This window comes from Streptomyces sp. NPDC046870 (assembly GCF_040704595.1).
Lineage (GTDB): Bacteria > Actinomycetota > Actinomycetes > Streptomycetales > Streptomycetaceae > Streptomyces > Streptomyces argyrophylli.
Map to the genome: position 1 here is coordinate 30,182 of NZ_JBEYXM010000009.1, position 21,093 is coordinate 51,274.

Below are 21,093 nucleotides of genomic sequence, written 5' to 3' on the forward strand. Positions count from 1 at the left end.
CAGTACCGTCCGCGCATGCCGAAACGCACGCGCTCCACGATCCGGAGAACGCTCGTCACCGCTGCCGTCGCCGCCCTGACGGCCGCCTTCCTCACCCCGGTCGCCGCCGCCGGGGCCGCCGCGCCCCGGGAGAGCAGACCCGTCTACTCCTACGCCGACGCCGTGCGCGAGTCGGTGTGGGTGGACACCGGCCTCGACGAGGACGGCGACGGACGCACCGACCGGGTCGCCGCCGACATCGTCCGGCCCGCCGAACCCGCCCGCCAGGGCCGCAAGGTGCCCGTCATCATGGACGCCAGCCCGTACTACTCCTGCTGCGGACGCGGCAACGAGAGCCAGCGCAAGACGTACGACGCCCAGGGCCACGTCGTCCAGATGCCGCTGTTCTACGACAACTACTTCGTGCCCCGCGGCTACGCCTTCGTCGGCGTCGACCTCGCCGGCACCAACCGCTCCGACGGCTGCGTCGACGTCGGCGGCCGGTCCGACATCCTCTCCGCGAAGGCCGTGGTCGACTGGCTGAACGGGCGCGCCCGGGCCTACACCGGCCGCACCGGCGGCACCCCGGTGACGGCCGGCTGGACCAACGGCAGAACCGGCATGATCGGCAAGAGCTGGGACGGCACCATCGCCAACGGCGTCGCCGCCACCGGCGTCAAGGGCCTGAGGACGGTCGTCCCGATCAGCGCGATCTCCTCCTGGTACGACTACTACTTCGCGCAGGGCGCCCCGCTCTACGAAGGCGGCCCCGACGAGCTGGCCGGCTACGTCCAGAGCGACGACGCGCAGGCCCACTGCGCTGCCGTGCTCGGGAAACTCGCCGACGGCAGCCCGCGCAGCGGCGACTGGACCCCGCTGTGGACCGAGCGGGACTACGTCAAGGACGCGGCGAAGGTGCGCGCCAGCGTGTTCCTGGTGCACGGCATGCAGGACCTCAACGTCCGCACCAAGCACTTCGGCCAGTGGTGGGACGCCCTCGCCCGGCACGGCGTCGAGCGCAAGATCTGGCTCTCCCAGACCGGGCACGTCGACCCCTTCGACTACCGGCGCGGCGCCTGGGTCGACACCCTGCACCGCTGGTTCGACCACGAACTCCTCGGCTACGACAACGGCATCGACCGCGAGCCGACGGCCGACATCGAACGCCACCCCGACCAGTGGGTCACCTCCGCCGCCTGGCCCCCGCGCGGCACCCGCGCCGCCGTCCTGCACCCGGCCGCCGGCAGCCAGGCCGGTGTCGGCACCCTCGGCCGGCACCGGGGCACCGGCACCGAGCGCTTCACGGACGACCCCGCGCTGAGCGAGGCCGACTGGGCCGCGCACCTCACCACGGCCACACCGGAGAAGGCCGGCTTCCTCACGGCGCCGCTCACCCGGGACCTGCGCCTGTCCGGCTCCTCCACGGTCACGGTCACCGCGACCCCGACGACCGGCTCCGCCCACCTGTCCGCCGTCCTGGTCGACGTCGGCCCGGACACCATCCGCGACTACGCCGACCCCGCCGAGGGCATCACCACCCGCACCGAGCGCAGCTGCTGGGGCGCGAGCACGGCCGGGGACAGCGCCTGCTTCAGACAGACGGCGGCGAAGACGGCCGCCGTCGAACACACCGTGATCAGCCGGGGCTGGGCCGACCTCGGCCACTACGCCTGGCCGGCCCCGGGCGTCCCGCTCACGCCGGGCAGGGCGTACACCATCACCCTGGACCTCGCGGCCACCGACCACGTCGTCCCCGCCGGGCACCGGCTGGCGCTGATCATCGCCGGCACGGACAAGGACCTGATCGACCCTCCGTCCAGCCGGCCGACGCTCACCGTGGACCTGTCCCGTACGACGGCGAGGGTGCCGGTGGTGGGCGGCGCGGCAGCGTTCGCCCGGGCCACGTCCGGCAGCGCCGGGGCGCCCGCGCCGAGGGTTCTGGACGGTGTCGGGGCGCCGCGTACGGTGCGGCACGTTCCGACGGGCTGACGCTTCCGCCGCCGCGGCCCACCGCGGCGCCGGTCCGGGGCGTCCCTGGCCGCTGAGTCCGGCCGCGGGTCGCCGGGGGCCGGTCGCGTGCCTGGGGGGTTGCGGTGCTCGCACGCTCGGGGCCGGGGGTGTCACCCCGGTCCCGGCCGGCCGGCGGCTCAGGATGCCGGGTATGCCAGGGCCGCCGCTTCCCTCGCGCAGCCCCAGGCCACCGTGACGCCGGCGCCGCCGTGGCCGTAGTCGTGCACCAGGACGCGGCCGTCCGGGAGGAGCCGGCGCTCCAGCCGTACCGCCTGCCGGGCCGGCCGCAGTCCCACCCGGTGCGCGAGGACGCGCGCACCGGCGATCTCCGGCCGGACGGCCGCGCAGCGGGCGATGATCGCCTCGGCCGTGGCCGGGTCCGGCTCCAGGGACCAGTCGTCCTCCTCGGCCGTGCCGCCCAGGAGCAGCCGGCCCGGCTGCGGGATGAAGTAGGTGGACGCGGCCGAGACGTGGTCGACGGAGGTGAACCAGCCGGTGACGCCCGGGTTCTCCACCACGACCAGCTGACCGCGCACCGGCCGCACCGCCGGGTCCGGCGCCAGCCGGCGGGCCCCGAGCCCCGTGCAGTTGACCACCACCGGGGCGGGCACGGCGGCCAGGCCGGTCACCTCGCGGACCTCCACCGCGCCCCCCGCCTTCTCCAGGCGCTGCCGCAGCCAGGCGAGATGCACCGGCATGTCGATCACCGGCAGCCGCGCCGCCAGCCCTCCGGCCACCGCCCGCAGCCCCGGCACCCGGCCCGCCCACGTGCCCAGCTCGTCCAGCCGGGCCCCGTGGTGCACCCCGTCGACCAGACGCACCCCCGTCTCCTGCGGCCGGTCCGCCAGCTCCTCGTACACCGCCAGGGACTCCAGCGCCCACGCGCCCACCAGCGGCTCCGGTTCGATGCGGTACGGCCACCACAGACCGCCGGCGACCGCCGACGTCGTCCGCTCGGCCGGTTCCCGCGTCCACACCCGCACCCGCCGCCCGGACTCGGCCAGCAGCACGGCCGTCGTCAGCCCGGCGATCCCGCTCCCGACCACGATCACATCGTCATTCGGCTCACTGTCCACGCCAGGACGATAGGTCCTGTGCGGCCGGCTCCGTCAGCCTGGGACGCACGCCGCCGGTGACCGGCGCGGAACGTGGCGGAGCCGCGCGCGTGCCGCTACCGGGCCCTGCCGTGGCGGGGCGGACGGGAGTCTGACGACAGGGCCTAGGATCGGCGTCCTGATGACTGCCACCCTCGTTGCCAAGAACCTCGCCGCCGGACATGGCGACCGCTCCCTGTTCGCCGGGCTCGACCTGGTCGTCGCGCCCGGCGACGTGATCGGGCTGGTCGGTGCCAACGGCGCGGGGAAGTCGACCCTGCTGCGGATGCTCGCCGGACTCACCCAGCCCGAGCAGGGCGAATTGCGGCTGTCCCCGCCGGCCGCGACCGTCGGCCACCTGCCGCAGGAGCCGGAACGCCGGCCGGGCGAGACCGTCCGGGAGTTCCTGGCCCGCCGCACCGGGGTCGCCGAGGCCCAGCGGGAGATGGACGAGGCCACCCAGGCGCTGGTCGACGGCGCTCCCGGCGCCGACGACGCCTACGCCGCCGCCCTGGAGCGCTGGCTCGGCCTCGGCGGCGCCGACCTGGAGGAGCGCGCGGAGGAGGTCGCCGACTCCCTCGGTCTGGCGGTGGACCTGGACCAGCCGATGACCGCCCTCTCCGGCGGCCAGGCGGCCCGCGCCGGCCTCGCCTCCCTGCTGCTGTCCCGCTACGACGTCTTCCTCCTCGACGAGCCCACCAACGACCTGGACCTCGACGGCCTGGAACGGCTGGAGCGGTTCGTCACCGGACTGCGCGCGGGCACGGTCGTCGTCAGCCACGACCGCGAGTTCCTCACCCGCACGGTCACCAAGGTGCTCGAACTCGACCTCGCCCAGGGGCGGATCAACCTCTACGGCGGCGGGTACGCCGGCTACCTGGAGGAGCGCGAGGTGGTTCGCCGGCACGCCCGCGAGGAGTACGAGGAGTACGCCGACAAGAAGGCGGCGCTTCAGGACCGTGCCCAGATGCAGCGCGCCTGGATGGACAAGGGCGTGAAGAACGCCCGCCGCAAGGCCGGCGGCGACAACGACAAGATCGGCCGCAAGTTCCGCAGCGAGGCCAGCGAGAAGCAGGCGGCCAAGGCCCGGCAGACCCAGCGCATGATCGAGCGCCTGGACGTGGTGGAGGAGCCGCGCAAGGAGTGGGAGCTGCGGATGGAGATCGCGTCCGCGCCCCGCTCGGGCGCGGTCGTGGCGACGCTGCGGGACGCCGAGGTCCGGCGCGGCGACTTCACCTTCGGCCCGGTCTCGTTGCAGATCGACTGGGCGGACCGGATCGCCGTGACGGGGGCCAACGGATCCGGGAAGTCCACGCTGCTCGGCGCGCTGCTGGGCCGGGTCCCGCTCGACTCCGGGCACGCCGCCCTCGGCTCCGGGGTCCTGGTCGGCGAGGTCGACCAGGCCCGGGGGCTGTTCCACGGCCCCGAGACCCTGCTCGAGGCGTTCTGCGCCGCCGTACCCGACACCGAGCCGATGGAGGTCCGCACCCTCCTGGCCAAGTTCGGTCTGAAGGCCGCGCACGTCCTGCGCCCGGCCGCGACCCTCTCCCCGGGCGAACGCACCCGCGCCGCGCTCGCCCTGCTCCAGGGCCGGGGCGTCAACCTCCTCGTCCTCGACGAGCCGACGAACCACCTCGACCTGCCGGCGATCGAGCAGCTGGAGTCGGCCCTCGACGGCTACCCGGGGACCCTCCTGCTGGTGACGCACGACCGCCGCATGCTGGACGCGGTCCGGGTGACCCGCCGCCTGGAGGTCGCCGGCGGAAAGGTGACGGAACGCTAGCGCCTCTCGTTCAGGTCAGGCCTGATCCGGACGAAGGACCCCGGACCGGCCCGGCCGTTCGTCGCCTCCTGACGTCCGGGCCGGGCCGGGCGACTGGTTCCACCCGGCCCGGCCCCGCCGGTCACCGCTTCTTCGGGTCCAGCAGGCCCGCGCGGCGCAGCGCGTCCGCCATCGCGCTGTTGGCCGGTGCCGGCGCCTGCCGGCCGCCGCGGTCACCGCCGCCCCGGCCCTGCCGCTGGCCGCCGCCCTGACGCTGCTGCGGCGGACGGGCGCCGCCGCGCTGCTGCCGGCCGCCGCCCTGGCCCTGCGGGGCGGCCTCGTCGTCCAGGCGCAGCGTCAGCGCGATCCGCTTGCGCGGGATGTCGACGTCCAGGACCTTCACCTTGACGATGTCGCCGGGCTTCACGACATCGCGCGGGTCCTTGACGAACGACTTCGACATCGCCGACACGTGCACCAGACCGTCCTGGTGGACACCGACGTCCACGAACGCGCCGAAGGCGGCCACGTTGGTGACCACGCCCTCCAGGACCATCCCGGCGGACAGGTCGGAGATCTTCTCCACGCCCTCCTTGAAGGTGGCCGTCCGGAACGCGGGACGCGGGTCGCGGCCCGGCTTCTCCAGCTCCTTGAGGATGTCCGTGACCGTGGGCAGGCCGAAGGTGTCGTCCACGAAGTCGGCCGGCCGCAGCGAGCGCAGCACGCCCGTGTTGCCGATGAGGGAGGCCACCTCCTGGCCCGTGGTCTTCACCATGCGGCGCACCACCGGGTACGCCTCGGGGTGCACGCTGGAGGCGTCCAGCGGGTCGGCGCCGCCGCGGATGCGCAGGAAGCCCGCGCACTGCTCGTACGCCTTGGGGCCGAGCCGTGCCACCTTCTTCAGCTCGGAACGGGACGTGAAGGGGCCGTTCTGGTCGCGGTGCGCGACGATGTTCTCGGCGAGTCCGGCGGAGATGCCCGACACCCGTGCGAGGAGTGGCACGGACGCCGTGTTGACGTCCACGCCGACGCCGTTCACACAGTCCTCCACGACCGCGTCCAGCGACCGGGACAGCTTCACCTCGGACAGGTCGTGCTGGTACTGGCCGACACCGATCGACTTGGGGTCGATCTTCACCAGCTCGGCCAGCGGGTCCTGCAGCCGGCGGGCGATGGAGACCGCGCCGCGCAGCGACACGTCCATGTCCGGCAGTTCCTGCGAGGCGTAGCTCGACGCGGAGTACACCGACGCGCCGGCCTCGGACACCATCACCTTGGTGAGCTTCAGCTCCGGGTGCCTGGCGATGAGTTCGGCGGCGAGCTTGTCGGTCTCGCGGGACGCCGTGCCGTTGCCGATCGCGACCAGCTCGACCGCGTGCTCCTTCGCCAGCCGCGCCAGCTTGGCGAGCGCCTCGTCCCACTTGTTGGCCGGGACGTGCGGGTAGATCACGTCCGTGGCGACGACCTTGCCGGTCGCGTCGACCACGGCGACCTTCACACCCGTGCGGAAACCGGGGTCCAGGCCGAGCGTCGCACGGGTGCCCGCCGGGGCGGCCAGCAGCAGGTCCCGCAGGTTCGCCGCGAACACGTTCACCGCCTCGTCCTCGGCCGCCGTCCGCAGCCTCAGGCGCAGGTCGATCCCCAGGTGGACCAGGACGCGGGTGCGCCAGGCCCAGCGGACCGTGTCCGTCAGCCACTTGTCGGCGGGGCGGCCCCGGTCGGCGATCCCGAACCTCGAAGCGATGATGCCCTCGTACGAGGACGGGCCCTCCGTGGCCTCCTCCGGCTCCAGGACGAGGTCCAGGACCTCCTCCTTCTCCCCGCGCAGCATCGCCAGGATCCGGTGCGAGGGCAGCTCGGTGAACGGCTCGGCGAAGTCGAAGTAGTCGGCGAACTTGGCGCCCGCCTCCTCCTTGCCCTCCCGCACCTTCGCGGCCAGGCGCCCGCGCACCCACATGCGCTCGCGCAGTTCGCCGATCAGGTCGGCGTCCTCGGAGAACCGCTCCGTGAGGATCGCCCGCGCGCCCTCCAGTGCGGCCTGCGGGTCGGCGACGCCCTTGCCGGCGTCCACGAACGCGGCGGCGGCCGCCAGCGGTTCGACGGTCGGATCGCCCAGCAGCCCCTCCGCGAGCGGCTCCAGGCCCGCCTCGCGCGCGATCTGCGCCTTGGTGCGCCGCTTGGGTTTGTAGGGGAGGTAGACGTCCTCCAGCCGCGCCTTCGTCTCCGCGCCCCGGATCCGCGCCTCGAGCTCCTCGGTGAGCTTGCCCTGCTCCCGCACCGAGTCGAGGATCGCGGTGCGCCGCTCCTCCAGCTCCCGCAGGTAGCGCAGCCGCTCCTCGATGGTGCGCAGCTGCGCGTCGTCGAGCATCTCGGTCGCTTCCTTGCGGTAGCGAGCGATGAAGGGCACGGTCGAACCGCCGTCGAGCAGTTCCACCGCGGCCCTCACCTGCCGCTCCCGTACGCCGAGCTCCTCGGCGATCCTGCCTTCGATGGACCCTGCTCCGAGGGACCCGGGTGTCGTCACGATCCCGTACCGCCTTCTCCACTGAGGTTGCGCGGCAATTGTGGCAGGTGACACCGGCGACCGGGGATCAGGGCGGCTCCCGGCGGGGCGCCGGGCCCGGCGTCAGGCCCGGCTCCCCCGCGCGGAGGACGAGGCTCCGCCGAACAGCCGGGCGAGCGCCCGGAACGGCAGTGTGACCACCGTGGCGACGGCGCCGCCGATCTGCCGCAGTACGTCTGCGATGGCGCGGAACACGGGACGTTCTCCTTTCGTCGTGGGCTTTCCTCCTCCCGGGTACCTCCGGACGGCGCGGGAAACCCGGCCGGTGCCCGGAAGTCCGCGACGCCGTGGCAGAAAAGGTGGGAAATCCGTCGTTGCTGCCGCGCGCGGGGCCACCCAGAATCGAGGCCATGACGCAGCGAACCGTCCTCGTCACCCTCTTCGACGGCGTACAGAGCCTGGACGTCACCGGCCCCGTGGAGGTCTTCACCGGCGCGGAGAAGCACACCCCGGGCTCGTACCGGATCCGCACGGCCTCCGTGGACGGCGGGCCGGTGCGCACCTCCAGCGGGCTGACCGTCGTACCGGACGGGTCCCTGGCGGACGCGGCCGGTCCGCACACCCTGCTTGTCCCCGGCGGGGAGGGCACCCGCGACCCCGATCCGCGGCTGGTGGAATGGCTGCGCGCACACGGCCCGCGGGCCCCGCGCCTGGTCTCCGTGTGCACCGGCGCGATCCCGCTGGCGCGGGCCGGACTCCTGGACGGCCGGCGCGTCACGACGCACTGGGCGTACTGCGACAAGCTCGCCCGGGATCACCCCGCCGTCCGGGTCGACCCCGACCCGGTCTTCGTCCGGGACGGGCACGTGGCCACCTCCGCCGGGGTCACCGCGGGCATCGACCTCGCCCTCGCGCTGGTGGAGGAGGACCTGGGCCGGCGGGTGGCCCTGACCGTCGCCCGCCATCTCGTGGTGTTCCTGCGCAGGCCGGGCAACCAGGCCCAGTTCAGCGCCCAGCTGGCCGTCCAGACGGCCCGCCGCGAGCCCCTCCGGGACGTCCAGCAGTGGATCACCGAACACCCGGACGGCGACCTCGGCGTCGAGGCGCTGGCCGCCCGCGCGGCCCTGTCCCCGCGCCACTTCGCCCGCGCCTTCCAGGCGGAGACCGGCATGACACCGGGGCGGTACGTCGACCGGGTCCGCCTCGAACACGCGCGGCGCCTGCTGGAGGACACCACCGACGGCATCGAACGGATCTCCCGCGCCAGCGGCTACGGCACACCGGAGGCGATGCGCCGCGCCTTCCTGCGCACCCTCGGGGCGTCCCCGGCCGAGTACCGCCGCCGCTTCCGCCCCGCCCCCGTCGTCTGACGGCCCCTCACCCGCCCTACGAGACAAGGGAACCCCATGCAGATCGCCATCGTGCTCTACGACCGCTTCACCGCCCTCGACGCCGTCGGCCCCTACGAGACCCTCGGCCGGCTCCCCGGCGCCGAGACCGTGTTCATCGCCGAGCGCACCGGTCCCGTGCGCACCGACACCGGGAACCTGGCGCTCATCGCGGACCGGACCCTCGCCGAGGTGCCGTCACCGGACCTCGTGATCGTGCCGGGGGGTCCCGGCCAGAGCGAGCAGATGGAGAACACCACCCTGCTGGACTGGCTGCGCGCGGCGGACGCCACCAGCACCTGGACCACCTCGGTGTGCACGGGCTCGCTGCTGCTGGCCGCCGCCGGGCTGCTGCGCGGCCGCCGCGCCACCTCGCACTGGCTGGCGCTGGACCTGCTGCGCGGCTTCGGGGCCGAGCCGACGGGGGAGCGGGTGGTCGTGGACGGCAAGTACGTCACCGCGGCCGGCGTGTCGTCCGGCATCGACATGGGCCTGACCCTCCTCGGCACCATCGCCGGTGACGAACACGCCCAGTCCGTCCAACTGCTGGCCGAGTACGACCCCCAGCCGCCGTACGACGCCGGTTCGCCACAGAAGGCGCCCGCGCACCTCGTCGAGAAGTGGCGTGCCGCGAGCCGCTTCATCCTGACGTAGACACGCTCCAGGTGAAGCGCGGCGGCCGGCGCTCCAGGAACGCGGCGGCCCCCTCCGCGACGTCGCCGCTGCCGCGCGCCTCGGCGGCCCAGTGGGCGTCACGGTCGGTGCGGCCGACGGTGAACTCCTTGGCGGCGGCCTGGGTGAGCTGCGAACGCGACACCAGGATCCGGGTCAGCTCCGCGACCCGCTTGTCCAGTTCCCCCTCCGGCAGCACCTCGTCCACCAGGCCGGTGCGCAGCGCGCGTTCGCTGTCGATCAACTCGGCCGTGAACAGCAGGTACTTGGCCGTGGCCGGGCCGACCAGGGACACCAGCCGGCGGGTCGAGGAGGACGGATAGACGACACCGAGCCGCGCCGGCGTCACCCCGAACAGCGCTCCCTCCTCCGCCAGCCGCAGGTCACAGGCCGCCGCGAGCTGTGCCCCGCCGCCCACGCAGTGGCCGCGCACCGCGGCGACGGTCGGCTTGGGGAACGCGGCCAGGGCTTCCTCGGCGGCCACCGCGAGGGCCGGTGCCTCCTCCGGCGCGTCCCGGAGCGTGGAGATGTCGGCACCCGCGCAGAAGGTCCCGCCCGCACCGGTCAGCACCAGCGCCCGCACCCCGGGGTCACGGGCCAGCGTGTCCAGCAGCGGCGGGAGGGCCCGCCACATCGCGGTCGTCATGGCGTTGCGCTTGGCGGGATGGCGGATCACCACGGTGGCGACGGAGTCGGTGACCTGGTGGGACAGCTGGGGATCCATGCGGGGATCGTAGCGTCGGCCTCTTACAACCCGACTAGTTCGGGAACCGGCGCCCGGGGAGCAGGAACAGTCCCGACCACGACCAAATCATGCGGAGTCGGTCAAAAACCGTTCGATACCTGCCGACTTCTGTTCAGGCATCCGGACCGGAGCGGATCGTTACCAACACTCGACGTGTGGTGACAATCGAGCGCGAGGGTGGCGACCGGACGATGGACAACCACGGGCGCGAGGACGGTCCGCGCCCAGCGGGGGGCGGCGGCGACAGGCCGCCGGATCCACTGCCGTACGAAGGCGTCTGGCGGTTCACCGCGGCCGCGGTGGACGCCTCGGTCCCGCAGGCCCGGCACGCGGTGCGGGACCTGTTGCTGCGCCAGGGGGTGCCGGTCTCCGACGACCTGGTGCACGGGCTGCTGCTGATCGTCTCCGAGCTGGTCACCAACGCGGTCCGGCACGCGGCGCTGCTGTCGCCCGTGCTGGCCGTGGAGGTCGCCGTCGGAGCCGAGTGGGTGCGGGTGTCCGTGGAGGACAACCACCCTTACCGGCCGACGGCCCTGGAGGCCGACCACGGCCGGACCGGCGGCCGGGGGCTCCTCCTGGTCCGCGAGGTGGCCCGGGAGGCCGGCGGGGTGGTCGACGTGGAGCACACCGCGAGCGGCGGCAAGGTGATCTGGGCCGCGCTCCCGCTGAAGCCCCCCTCACTGCCGTAACGCCCGCCGGCCGTCCCCTGCCGGCCGCGGGACCGCCGCACCGCCGTGGCGGTCACCAGCCGGCGGACGGGCCCGTCAGCTCCCTGATCGCCGGGCGGGCGGCGTCCAGGACGGTCATGAACCAGGCCGAGAACGGGTCCCGGGCGTGCCGCTCGGCCAGCTCGGCCGCCGTCACGAAGGCGACCTCGGCGACCTCCTCCGGGTCCGGTCCGAGCGGCGCCTGCACCAGGCCGACGAAGAGGTGGTTGAACTCCTGCTCCACCAGGCCGGAGGCGGGGTCCGGGTGGTTGTAACGGACCGTGCCGGCCTCCCCGAGCAGCGACGGCGACACGCCCAGCTCCTCGTACGTGCGCCGGGCCGCCGCCGCGAACGGCGCCTCGCCCGGGTACGGGTGACCGCAGCAGGTGTTGGACCACACACCGGGGGAGTGGTACTTGCCGAGCGCCCGCTGCTGGAGCAGCAGCCGGCCCTGCTCGTCGAAGAGGAACACCGAGAACGCCCGGTGCAGCCGTCCCGGCGGCTGGTGGGCGGCGAGCTTCTCCGCCGTACCGATCGTCACACCCTTCTCGTCGACCAGTTCCAGCAAAATCGCCTCTGCGGTGCCCTCCGACGAGCTGTGCGTCGCGGTGGCAGGTGTGATCGGCATACCCATCCTTCGCCTCGGTCTTCGCACCCCAAGTCTGCCGTACGAATCCGGCACTCCCGGCACGTCCGCACGTCCGCGCGCGGCGCGGGACGGGGAGCCGGACCCCGTAGATCATGGTGCCCGGAGCCGGCCGCGGGGAACCGTCCGGGGGTGCGCCGAACGGCAGTGCGTACGGTCAGTGGCACAGCCGCGCCTCGTGCTCCGCGTGCCCGCCCGGCTCCAGCTGGAAGGTGCAGTGCTCCACGTCGAAGTGATCGCCCAGGCACCCCTGGAGCTCGTGCAGGATCTTCTCGTGCCCGATGGCGTTCAGCACCTCGGTGCTGACCACCACGTGCGCCGACAGCACCGGCATGCCCGAGGTGATCGTCCAGGCGTGCAGGTCGTGGACGTCCTCCACGCCGTCGAGGGCCAGGATGTGCGTCCGGACGTCTGCCATGTCGACGCCCTTGGGAGCCGCCTCCAGCAGCACGTCCAGCGTCTCGCGCAGCAGCTTCAGCGTCCGCGGCACGATCATCAGCCCGATGACCAGCGAGGCGACCGGGTCCGCCGCCTGCCAGCCGGTGGTCAGGATCACCGCGGCCGAGATCAGCACCGCGACCGAGCCCAGCGCGTCCGCGGCCACCTCCAGGAAGGCGCCGCGCACGTTCAGGCTCTCCTTCTGCCCGCGCATCAGCAGCACCAGCGAGACGGAGTTCGCCACCAGGCCGATCAGACCGAACACGACCATCAGGCCGCCCCGGGTCTGCGCGGGCTCCACGAACCGCTGGACCGCCTCGTAGAGGACGTATCCGCCCACCCCGAGCAGCAGCAGACAGTTGGCCAGGGCCGCGAGGATCTCGGCGCGGGCGTAGCCGTAGGTGCGGTTGGTGCTCGCCGGACGGTTCGCGAAGTGCACGGCGAGCAGGGCCATGCCGAGGCCCACCGCGTCGGTCGCCATGTGCGCCGCGTCCGCGATCAGCGCGAGCGAGTCCGCGACCAGGCCGCCGACGATCTCGACGACCATCACCAGGAGCGTGATGCCCAGCGCGGTCCTCAGCCGGCCCCGGTACGCGGCCGTGGCCGTACCCGTGGCCGGCGCGTGGGAGTGCGCGTGCCCGTGGTCGTGCCCTGCCCCCATGACGTCCACCTTCCGTAGGGCTGCCCGGAGGGCCCAGTGAACTACGGGGAGGAGGTGGGGGGCAATGCGGCACTGAACACCGTTGTCATGTGCCGTGACCTGCGGAAACGTTCCGCAGGTCACGGCACCGGTGCTGGGTCAGCCGCCGTGGTGCAGCTGCCAGCCCGCCCACGCCGACTCGATCATCTCCCGCACCCCGCGCCGGGCCCGCCAGCCCAGCGCCTCGGCGGCCCGTTCGGCCGAGGCCACCGCGCGCGGGGCGTCACCGGGGCGGCGCTCCTCCACCAGGGGCGCCCGGCGGTCCCCGCTGACCTCCCCGACGACCGTGATCAGCTCGCGCACCGAGACCCCTTCGCCCCGGCCGATGTTCAGCGTCAGATCACCGGTGAGGTCCCCGGCGGCCAGCCTGCGGGCCGCCGCGAGGTGGGCGTCCGCCAGATCGGCGACGTGGATGTAGTCCCTGACGCAGGTGCCGTCCGGCGTCGGGTAGTCGTCGCCGAAGATCCGCGGGGCCTCGCCCCGGGTGAGCCGGTCGAAGACCATCGGCACGATGTTGAAGACGCCCGTGTCCGCCAGCTCCGGCGCCGCGGCGCCGGCCACGTTGAAATAGCGCAGGCACACGGTGGAGATCCCGTGCGCCCGCCCCGCCGCCCGCACCAGCCACTCGCCGGCCAGCTTGGTCTCGCCGTACGGGTTCACCGGGACGCACGGGGTGTCCTCGGTGATCAGGTCCACGTCCGGATTGCCGTACACCGCCGCCGACGACGAGAACAGCAGACGGCCGATGCCCGCCTCGGCCACCGCGTCCAGGAGCGTGGCCAGACCGCCCACGTTCTCCCGGTAGTAGCGGGTCGGCTGGGCCACCGACTCCGCGACCTGCTTGCGCGCCGCGAGATGGACGACACCCGTCACGCCGTACTCCGCGAAGACCCGCTTCAGCAGCGCCCCGTCCAGCGTCGATCCCTGGACCAGCGGCACCTCGGCCGGGAGCCGCGCGGGCACGGCGGCCGACAGGTCGTCCAGCGCCACGACGCCCTCCCCGGCGCCCGCCAGGGCCCGGGCCACATGCGCTCCGATGTATCCGGCTCCGCCGGTGATCAGCCACGTCATGGTCGCCCACCCTATGCCGAACGCCCCGGTGTCCCGGTTGCCCGGGTCTGCCCCACGGGTTTGTGGGCCGGCCCCCGCATCCCCGATGATGATCGCGGCGAAGGCCGGGGCAGCCCCCGTGGGCCGGACCGTGAACGGCCGGTGAACACCGGCTCCGGACCATCCGATACCCTCTGCCGACATGCCGCCCGGGTGCCGCAGGCAGGGCGCCCCACCATGCGAGAGACCGGCGCCCGCGCGCCGGCACCCAGGGAGTGAGTTCGGTTGCCGACCGCCATCGTCACCGGTCAGCCGGTCCCCGGATCGTCACTGGAGAACGATCTGCGGTCCCTCGGCTTCGATGTGCGCGTGGCAGCCGACGCCGCCGAGACGGAGTCCGTGCTCGCGGCCGTGCCGGCCGACCGGCGGGTGGCCCTGGTCGACGCCCGTTTCGTCGGCCACCTCCACGCGCTGCGCCTCGGCCTGACCGATCCGCGCTTCCCGCTCGCCGCCGTACCCGGTGCCGTCACCGCCCAGCCGGCCGCCCGGCAGGCGCTCGCCCTGGCCGTGGCCCGCGAGACCTCCGCGCCCGGCGGCACGGCCACCGCGCACGCGGCCGGCGGCGGCGCCCCGGCGCTCGCCCTCGACAGCCTCGCCGACCGCGTCGCCGGCACCCTCGACGCCGAGGGCGGCGCGGTGCACCGGCCCGAGCTGGGCAGCCTGGTCGCGGCCGTGCCCGCCGACCCGCAGGCCCGCAACGAGGCCCGGCAGGCCGTCTCCGCCGTCGACGACGAGGCCGTCCGTCTGAAGTCGGCCGTGAAGTCCCGGGACGGCTTCTTCACCACGTTCTTCATCAGCCCCTACTCGCGCTACCTCGCCCGCTGGTGCGCCCGTCGCGGCCTGACCCCGAACCAGGTCACCACGGCCTCGCTGCTCACCGCCCTGATAGCGGCCGGCTGCGCGGCGACCGGCACCCGGGGCGGCTTCGTGGCGGCCGGGGTGCTGCTGATCGCCTCCTTCGTCCTGGACTGCACCGACGGCCAGCTCGCCCGCTACGCCCTGAAGTACTCCACTCTCGGCGCCTGGCTGGACGCCACCTTCGACCGGGCCAAGGAGTACGCCTACTACGCCGGCCTCGCCCTCGGGGCGGCCCGCGGCGGCGACGACGTGTGGGCCCTCGCCCTCGGCGCGATGATCCTCCAGACCTGCCGGCACGTGGTCGACTTCTCCTTCAACGAGGCCAACCACGACGCCACCGCCAACACCAGCCCCACCGCCGCCCTCTCCGACAAGCTCGACAGCGTCGGCTGGACCGTGTGGCTGCGGCGGATGATCGTGCTGCCGATCGGCGAGCGCTGGGCGATGATCGCGGTCCTCACCGCGGTCACCACCCCCCGGATCACCTTCTACGTCCTGCTCGCCGGCTGTGCCTTCGCGGCGGCGTACACCACGGCGGGCCGGGTGCTGCGCTCGGTGACCCGCAAGGCGCGGCGGACCGACCGGGCGGCACAGGCCCTCGCCGACCTCGCCGACCCGGGCCCGCTCGCCGGGGTGGTGCGGCGCGTGGCCGGCAAGGGCCTGCCCGGGTTCGCCGTGCCCGCCGTCGCCCTGCTCGGCGGCGCCGTGGTCGTGGCCTGCTCGGCCCTCACGGACTTCGGCGGGCCGCTGCCCGTCGCCGGCGCCGTCGTGTACGTCCTCACCTCGGGCCTCGCCGTCGCCCGCCCCCTCAAGGGCGCCCTCGACTGGCTCGTCCCGCCCTTCTTCCGGGCCGCCGAGTACGGAACCGTCCTCGCGCTGGCCGGTGAAGCGGGCGTGAACGGGGCCCTGCCCGCGGCTTTCGGCCTGGTGGCGGCCGTCGCCTACCATCACTACGACACGGTGTACCGCATCCGCGGCAACGCCGGAGCGCCCCCGGCCTGGCTGGTGCGCTCCATCGGGGGGCACGACGGGCGGACGCTGCTCGTCACCGTTCTGGCCGCGGTACTCACCGGTGCGCAGTTCAAGGTCGCGCTCACCGTCCTCGCCGTGGCCGTCGCCCTGGTGGTGCTCGTCGAGAGCATCCGCTTCTGGGTGTCCGCCGGGGCGCCCGCCGTACACGACGAAGGAGAAACCGCATGATCGGCCTCGTGCTGGCGGCCGGCGCCGGACGCCGTCTGCGCCCCTACACCGACACCCTGCCCAAGGCTCTGGTGCCGGTGGGTCCAAAGGGCGCGGAGGAGTCGCTGACGGTCCTGGACCTGACCCTGGGGAACTTCGCCGAGGTCGGGCTGACCGAGGTCGCGGTCATCGTCGGCTACCGCAAGGAGGCCGTGTACGAGCGCAAGGCGGCCCTGGAGCAGAAGTACGGCCTGAAGCTCACCCTCATCGACAACGACAAGGCCGAGGAGTGGAACAACGCCTACTCCCTGTGGTGCGGCCGTGACGCGCTGAAGGACGGCGTGATCCTCGCCAACGGCGACACCGTGCACCCGGTGTCCGTCGAGAAGACCCTCCTCGCCGCGCGCGGCGACGGCAAGCGGATCATCCTCGCCCTGGACACGGTGAAGAGCCTGGCCGACGAGGAGATGAAGGTCGTCGTGGACCCCGAGAAGGGTGTCCGCAGGATCACCAAGCTGATGGACCCGGCGGAGGCGACCGGCGAGTACATCGGCGTCACCCTGATCGAGGGCGAGGCGGCGCAGGAGCTGGCCGACGCGCTGAAGACGACCTTCGAGCGTGACCCCCAGCTGTACTACGAGGACGGTTACCAGGAGCTGGTCGACCGCGGCTTCCGCATCGACGTGGCGCCGATCGGCGACGTGAGCTGGGTCGAGATCGACAACCACGACGACCTCGCGCGCGGGCGGGAGATCGCGTGCCAGTACTGACCCGGCTGATTCCCTCGCCGGTCGTCGTCGACATCCGCGCGGGTGCCCTGGACGACCTGGCGAGTGTCCTCGCCGACCAGCGGATCTCGCACTCCGGGCGGCTCGCCGTCACCGTCAGCGGCGGCTCCGGGGCCCGGCTGCGCGAGCGCGTCGCCCCCTCGCTGCCCGGCGCGGTCTGGTACGAGGTGGGCGGCGGCACCCTGGACGACGCGGTCCGGCTGGCCGGCGAGATGAAGGCCGACCACTACGACGCGGTCGTCGGTCTCGGCGGCGGCAAGATCATCGACTGCGCCAAGTTCGCCGCGGCGCGCGTCGGCCTGCCCCTGGTCGCCGTACCGACGAACCTCGCGCACGACGGCCTGTGCTCACCGGTCGCCACTCTCGACAACGACGCCGGCCGCGGCTCCTACGGCGTCCCCAACCCGATCGCGGCCGTGATCGACCTGGACGTCATCCGCGAGGCCCCGGCCCGCTTCGTGCGCGCCGGCATCGGTGACGCCATCTCCAACATCAACGCGGTCGCGGACTGGGAGCTGGCCAACCGGATCAACGGCGAACAGATCGACGGCCTGGCCGCCGCCATGGCCCGCCAGGCCGGGGAAGCGGTGCTCCGGCACCCCGGCGGCATCGGGGACAACACGTTCCTCCAGGTGCTCGCCGAGGCGCTGGTCCTCACCGGTGTCGCCATGTCCATCTCCGGTGACTCCCGGCCCGCCTCGGGCTCCTGCCACGAGATCAACCACGCCTTCGACCTGCTCTACCCCAAGCGCGCCGCGGCCCACGGCGAGCAGTGCGGCCTCGGCGCCGCCTTCGCCATGTACCTGCGCGGCGCCCACGAGGAGGCGGCGTACATGGCCGAGGTGCTGCGCCGCCACGGGCTCCCGGTGCTGCCGGAGGAGCTCGGTTTCACGGTGGACGAGTTCGTCCGCGCGGTGGAGTTCGCCCCCGAGACCCGGCCGGGCCGCTACACGATCCTCGAACACCTCCAACTCAAGACGAACCAGATCAAGGACATCTACGCCGACTATGTCAAGGCCATCGGTAGCTGAACTCCGTCCGGTCGTCCACCCCGCGGGGGTGAAGGACCGGCGCAGCGGTGAGCACTGGGCGGGACGCCTCTACATGCGCGAGGTGTCCCTGCGCGTCGACCGCTACCTGGTGAACACCAGGGTCACGCCCAACCAGCTCACGTACCTGATGACCGTCTGCGGCGTGCTCGCGGCCCCGGCCCTGCTGGTGCCGGGGATCGCGGGCGCCGTGCTCGGCGTGGTCGCCACCCAGCTCTACCTGCTGCTGGACTGCGTCGACGGCGAGATCGCCCGCTGGCGGAAGCAGTACTCGCTCGGCGGGGTCTACCTCGACCGCGTCGGCGCCTACCTCACCGACGCGGCCGTCCTGGTCGGCCTCGGCCTGCGCGCCGCCGACCTGTGGGGCACCGGCCGGATCGACTGGCTGTGGGCCTTCCTCGGCACCCTCGCCGCGCTCGGCGCCATCCTGATCAAGGCCGAGACCGACCTGGTCGGCGTGGCCCGGCACCAGACCGGCAGGCCCCCCGTGCAGGAGGCCGCCTCGGAGCCGCGCTCCTCCGGCATGGCGCTGGCCCGCCGGGCCGCCTCCGCGCTGAAGTTCCACCGGCTGATCCTCGGCATCGAGGCCTCGCTGCTCATCGTCGTCCTCGCGCTCGTCGACCAGGCCCGGGGCGACCTGTTCTTCACCCGCCTCGGGACGGCCGTCCTCGCCGGTATCGCCCTGCTCCAGACGCTGCTGCACCTGGTGTCCATCCTCGCCTCCAGCAGGCTGAAGTGAGCGCGCCCATGAAGGTCGGTGCCGTCATCATCACCATGGGCAACCGGCCCGAGGAGCTGCGGGCCCTGCTGGACTCCGTCGCCAAGCAGGACGGCGACCCGGTCCAGGTGGTCGTCGTCGGCAACGGCTCGCCCGTCCCGGACGTGCCCGAGGGCGTGCGGACCGTCGAGCTGCCCGAGAACCTGGGCATCCCCGGCGGGCGCAACGTCGGCATAGAGGCCTTCGGGCCCGGCGGCCGCGATGTCGACATATTGCTCTTCCTCGACGACGACGGCCTGCTCGCCCGCCACGACACCGCCGAGCTGTGCCGCGAGGCCTTCGCGGCCGATCCGGAACTGGGCATCATCAGCTTCCGCATCGCCGACCCCGACACAGGCGAGACGCAGCGCCGGCACGTGCCCCGGCTGCGCGCCTCCGACCCGATGCGCTCCTCCCGGGTCACCACGTTCCTCGGCGGCGCCAACGCCGTCCGCACCCGCGTCTTCGCGGAGGTCGGCGGGCTGCCGGACGCGTTCTTCTACGCGCACGAGGAAACCGACCTGGCCTGGCGGGCCCTCGACGCGGGCTGGATGATCGACTACCGGTCCGACATGGTGCTGTACCACCCCACGACCGCGCCGTCGCGGCACGCGGTCTACCACCGCATGGTCGCCCGCAACCGCGTCTGGCTCGCCCGCCGCAACCTCCCGGCCCTGCTGGTCCCGGTCTACCTCGGCGTCTGGCTGCTGCTCACGCTGCTCCGCCGTCCCTCGCGGCCGGCCCTGAAGGCATGGTTCGGCGGCTTCCGGGAAGGCTGGACCACGCCCTGCGGTCCCCGCCGGCCGATGCGCTGGCGTACGGTGTGGCGACTCACCCGACTGGGCCGTCCGCCGGTCATCTGACAAGCTCGTCCCTCAAGGGCCCGGGCGCCCGCGGACGGGCGCACGGGACGACGAACCCGCACGCGAATCCGAAGACGAAAGTATCCACCTGTGAGTGAGACCACGCACGACGGCACGGTCGCCGTGACCGAGGCCGCGCCGCCCGACGAGGGGCTGACGGCGGCCCAGCTCGCCGCCAAGTACGGGCTTGCCGTGAGCGGCGCCCGGCCCTCGCTCGTGGAGTACGTCCGTCAGCTCTGGGGGCGCCGCCACTTCATCCTCGCCTTCTCCCAGGCGAAGCTGACCGCGCAGTACAGCCAGGCCAAGCTCGGCCAGCTCTGGCAGGTGGCCACGCCGCTGCTGAACGCGGCCGTGTACTTCTTCATCTTCGGGCTGATCCTGCACGCCAGCCGCGGCATGTCGCAGGACGTGTACATCCCGTTCCTGGTCACCGGCGTGTTCGTGTTCACCTTCACGCAGAGTTCGGTGATGTCGGGCGTCCGCGCGATCTCCGGCAACCTCGGCCTGGTGCGCGCCCTGCACTTCCCGCGCGCCTCGCTGCCCGTCTCCTTCTCGCTCCAGCAGCTCCAGCAGCTGCTGTTCTCGATGATCGTGCTGTTCCTGGTGGCGATCGGCTTCGGCAGCTATCCGGACATGTCCTGGCTGCTGATCGTGCCGGTCCTCGCCCTGCAGTTCCTCTTCAACACCGGGCTCGCGCTGATCATGGCCCGTGCGGGCGCCAAGACCCCGGACCTGGCCCAGCTCATGCCGTTCGTGATGCGGACGTGGATGTACGCCTCCGGCGTGATGTTCTCCATCCCGATCATGCTGGACGACAAGCCGCACTGGATCGCGACGGTGCTGCAGTGGAATCCGGCCGCCATCTACATGGACCTGATGCGCTTCGCCCTGATCGACGGCTACGGTTCCGAGAACCTGCCCGACCACGTGTGGGCGGTGGCCGGCGGCTGGGCCGTGCTCTTCGCCGTGGGCGGCTTCGTGTACTTCTGGAAGGCGGAGGAGCGGTACGGCCGTGGCTGAGCAGAACACCGGAGACCGTCGCCCGACGGTCATCGCGGACGACCTGCACATCGTCTACCGGGTCAACGGCGCCAAGACCGGCAAGGGCAGCGCGACGGCGGCCCTGAGCCGGATCCTCAGGCGCCGCTCCGACGACGCGGCGCGCGGGGTGCGCAAGGTGCACGCGGTGCGCGGTGTGTCCTTCGTCGCCTACCGCGGCGAGGCCATCGGCCTGATCGGCTCCAACGGCTCCGGCAAGTCGACGCTGCTGCGGGCCATCGCCGGCCTGCTGCCCGCGGAGAAGGGCAGGGTCTACACCGACGGCCAGCCTTCCCTGCTGGGCGTGAACGCGGCCCTGATGAACGACCTCACCGGCGAGCGGAACGTCATCCTGGGCGGACTCGCCATGGGCATGTCCCGGGAGCAGATCAAGGAGCGCTACCAGGACATCGTCGACTTCTCGGGCATCAACGAGAAGGGCGACTTCATCACCCTGCCGATGCGCACCTACTCCTCCGGCATGGCGGCACGCCTGCGCTTCTCCATCGCCGCCGCCAAGGACCACGACGTCCTCATGATCGACGAGGCGCTGGCCACCGGCGACCGCAAGTTCCAGAAGCGCTCCGAGGAGCGCATCCGGGAGCTGCGCAAGGAGGCCGGCACGGTCTTCCTGGTCAGCCACAACAACAAGTCCATCCGTGACACCTGCAACCGGGTGCTGTGGCTGGAGCGCGGTGAGCTGCGCATGGACGGGCCGACCGAAGAGGTCCTCAAGGAGTACGAGAAGTTCACGGGCAAGTGACCCGTTTCGGCCAGGGCCCCGCCGGAATTCCTCCGGGCGGGGCC

General features: G+C 73.1%; 19 protein-coding genes. 12 read left to right on the plus strand and 7 right to left on the minus strand.

Annotation, left to right across the window (positions count from 1 at the left end):
- The first annotated feature begins 15 nt into the window (after nt 1-15).
- Nucleotides 16-1,968, plus strand: coding sequence for a Xaa-Pro dipeptidyl-peptidase (locus tag AB0946_RS20810; protein WP_366762108.1), 1,953 nt, complete (start codon nt 16-18; stop codon nt 1,966-1,968).
- A gap of 158 nt (nt 1,969-2,126) precedes the next feature.
- Here the strand turns inward: AB0946_RS20810 and AB0946_RS20815 are convergent, their stop codons facing one another.
- Complete coding sequence (locus AB0946_RS20815) at nt 2,127-3,065, minus strand: FAD-dependent oxidoreductase (RefSeq protein ID WP_366762109.1); 939 nt, start codon at nt 3,063-3,065, stop codon at nt 2,127-2,129.
- Nucleotides 3,066-3,225: 160 nt separating this feature from the next.
- Here AB0946_RS20815 and AB0946_RS20820 point away from each other — a divergent pair, with 160 nt between their 5' ends.
- Nucleotides 3,226-4,866: an ABC-F family ATP-binding cassette domain-containing protein gene (locus AB0946_RS20820; RefSeq protein ID WP_366762110.1), complete on the plus strand. Its 1,641-nt coding sequence runs from the start codon at nt 3,226-3,228 to the stop codon at nt 4,864-4,866.
- A gap of 121 nt (nt 4,867-4,987) precedes the next feature.
- On the opposite strand, the gene AB0946_RS20825 is transcribed toward AB0946_RS20820, so the two are convergent.
- Both AB0946_RS20825 and AB0946_RS20830 read right to left on the minus strand, forming a co-directional pair.
- Nucleotides 4,988-7,369, minus strand: a complete 2,382-nt coding sequence (locus AB0946_RS20825; protein ID WP_366762111.1) for a Tex family protein — start codon at nt 7,367-7,369, stop codon at nt 4,988-4,990.
- Between the two features lie 102 nt (nt 7,370-7,471).
- Nucleotides 7,472-7,603 (minus strand): LPFR motif small protein, encoded by a 132-nt coding sequence (locus AB0946_RS20830; RefSeq protein ID WP_267881519.1) that lies wholly within the window; start codon nt 7,601-7,603, stop codon nt 7,472-7,474.
- Between the two features lie 155 nt (nt 7,604-7,758).
- Here AB0946_RS20830 and AB0946_RS20835 point away from each other — a divergent pair, with 155 nt between their 5' ends.
- Together AB0946_RS20835 and AB0946_RS20840 are read left to right on the plus strand one after the other, a co-directional pair.
- Complete coding sequence (locus tag AB0946_RS20835) at nt 7,759-8,718, plus strand: GlxA family transcriptional regulator (protein WP_366762112.1); 960 nt, start codon at nt 7,759-7,761, stop codon at nt 8,716-8,718.
- 36 nt (nt 8,719-8,754) lie between these two features.
- A complete protein-coding gene (locus AB0946_RS20840; RefSeq protein ID WP_366762113.1) occupies nt 8,755-9,390 on the plus strand; it encodes a DJ-1/PfpI family protein in 636 nt (211 codons plus the stop codon).
- On the opposite strand, the gene AB0946_RS20845 is transcribed toward AB0946_RS20840, so the two are convergent.
- Nucleotides 9,377-10,132, minus strand: coding sequence for an enoyl-CoA hydratase/isomerase family protein (locus AB0946_RS20845; protein WP_366762114.1), 756 nt, complete (start codon nt 10,130-10,132; stop codon nt 9,377-9,379). The two genes, AB0946_RS20840 and AB0946_RS20845, sit on opposite strands and share 14 nt — an antisense overlap.
- A 212-nt stretch (nt 10,133-10,344) precedes the next feature.
- On the opposite strand from AB0946_RS20845, the gene AB0946_RS20850 reads away from it, so the two are divergent.
- Nucleotides 10,345-10,842, plus strand: a complete 498-nt coding sequence (locus tag AB0946_RS20850) for an ATP-binding protein (RefSeq protein WP_366762324.1) — start codon at nt 10,345-10,347, stop codon at nt 10,840-10,842.
- 52 nt (nt 10,843-10,894) lie between these two features.
- Here the strand turns inward: AB0946_RS20850 and idi are convergent, their stop codons facing one another.
- The 3 genes from idi to galE form a co-directional block, all read right to left on the minus strand.
- A complete protein-coding gene (gene idi, locus AB0946_RS20855) occupies nt 10,895-11,488 on the minus strand; it encodes an isopentenyl-diphosphate Delta-isomerase (RefSeq protein WP_366762115.1) in 594 nt (197 codons plus the stop codon).
- A gap of 175 nt (nt 11,489-11,663) precedes the next feature.
- The gene (locus AB0946_RS20860) at nt 11,664-12,605 is read right to left on the minus strand and encodes a cation diffusion facilitator family transporter (protein WP_366762116.1); all 942 of its coding nucleotides are present in this window, start codon (nt 12,603-12,605) and stop codon (nt 11,664-11,666) included.
- A gap of 138 nt (nt 12,606-12,743) precedes the next feature.
- Complete coding sequence (galE, locus tag AB0946_RS20865) at nt 12,744-13,715, minus strand: UDP-glucose 4-epimerase GalE (RefSeq protein WP_366762117.1); 972 nt, start codon at nt 13,713-13,715, stop codon at nt 12,744-12,746.
- Between the two features lie 264 nt (nt 13,716-13,979).
- Here galE and AB0946_RS20870 point away from each other — a divergent pair, with 264 nt between their 5' ends.
- The 7 genes from AB0946_RS20870 to AB0946_RS20900 all read left to right on the plus strand — a co-directional run bounded on the left by AB0946_RS20870 (nt 13,980) and on the right by AB0946_RS20900 (nt 21,049).
- On the plus strand, nt 13,980-15,812 hold the full coding sequence (locus tag AB0946_RS20870) for a DUF5941 domain-containing protein (protein ID WP_366762118.1): 1,833 nt from the start codon (nt 13,980-13,982) through the stop codon (nt 15,810-15,812).
- Complete coding sequence (locus AB0946_RS20875) at nt 15,809-16,561, plus strand: phosphocholine cytidylyltransferase family protein (protein WP_366762119.1); 753 nt, start codon at nt 15,809-15,811, stop codon at nt 16,559-16,561. The genes AB0946_RS20870 and AB0946_RS20875 overlap by 4 nt, the downstream gene beginning before the upstream one ends.
- On the plus strand, nt 16,549-17,610 hold the full coding sequence (locus AB0946_RS20880; RefSeq protein WP_366762120.1) for an iron-containing alcohol dehydrogenase family protein: 1,062 nt from the start codon (nt 16,549-16,551) through the stop codon (nt 17,608-17,610). The genes AB0946_RS20875 and AB0946_RS20880 overlap by 13 nt, the downstream gene beginning before the upstream one ends.
- Nucleotides 17,588-18,367: a CDP-alcohol phosphatidyltransferase family protein gene (locus tag AB0946_RS20885; protein ID WP_366762121.1), complete on the plus strand. Its 780-nt coding sequence runs from the start codon at nt 17,588-17,590 to the stop codon at nt 18,365-18,367. The genes AB0946_RS20880 and AB0946_RS20885 overlap by 23 nt, the downstream gene beginning before the upstream one ends.
- 8 nt (nt 18,368-18,375) lie before the next feature.
- On the plus strand, nt 18,376-19,248 hold the full coding sequence (locus AB0946_RS20890) for a glycosyltransferase (RefSeq protein ID WP_014676199.1): 873 nt from the start codon (nt 18,376-18,378) through the stop codon (nt 19,246-19,248).
- Nucleotides 19,249-19,338: 90 nt separating this feature from the next.
- A complete protein-coding gene (locus AB0946_RS20895) occupies nt 19,339-20,268 on the plus strand; it encodes an ABC transporter permease (protein WP_366762122.1) in 930 nt (309 codons plus the stop codon).
- Nucleotides 20,261-21,049, plus strand: a complete 789-nt coding sequence (locus AB0946_RS20900; protein ID WP_366762123.1) for an ABC transporter ATP-binding protein — start codon at nt 20,261-20,263, stop codon at nt 21,047-21,049. Before AB0946_RS20895 ends, AB0946_RS20900 begins: the two co-directional genes overlap by 8 nt.
- Nucleotides 21,050-21,093 lie beyond the last annotated feature (44 nt).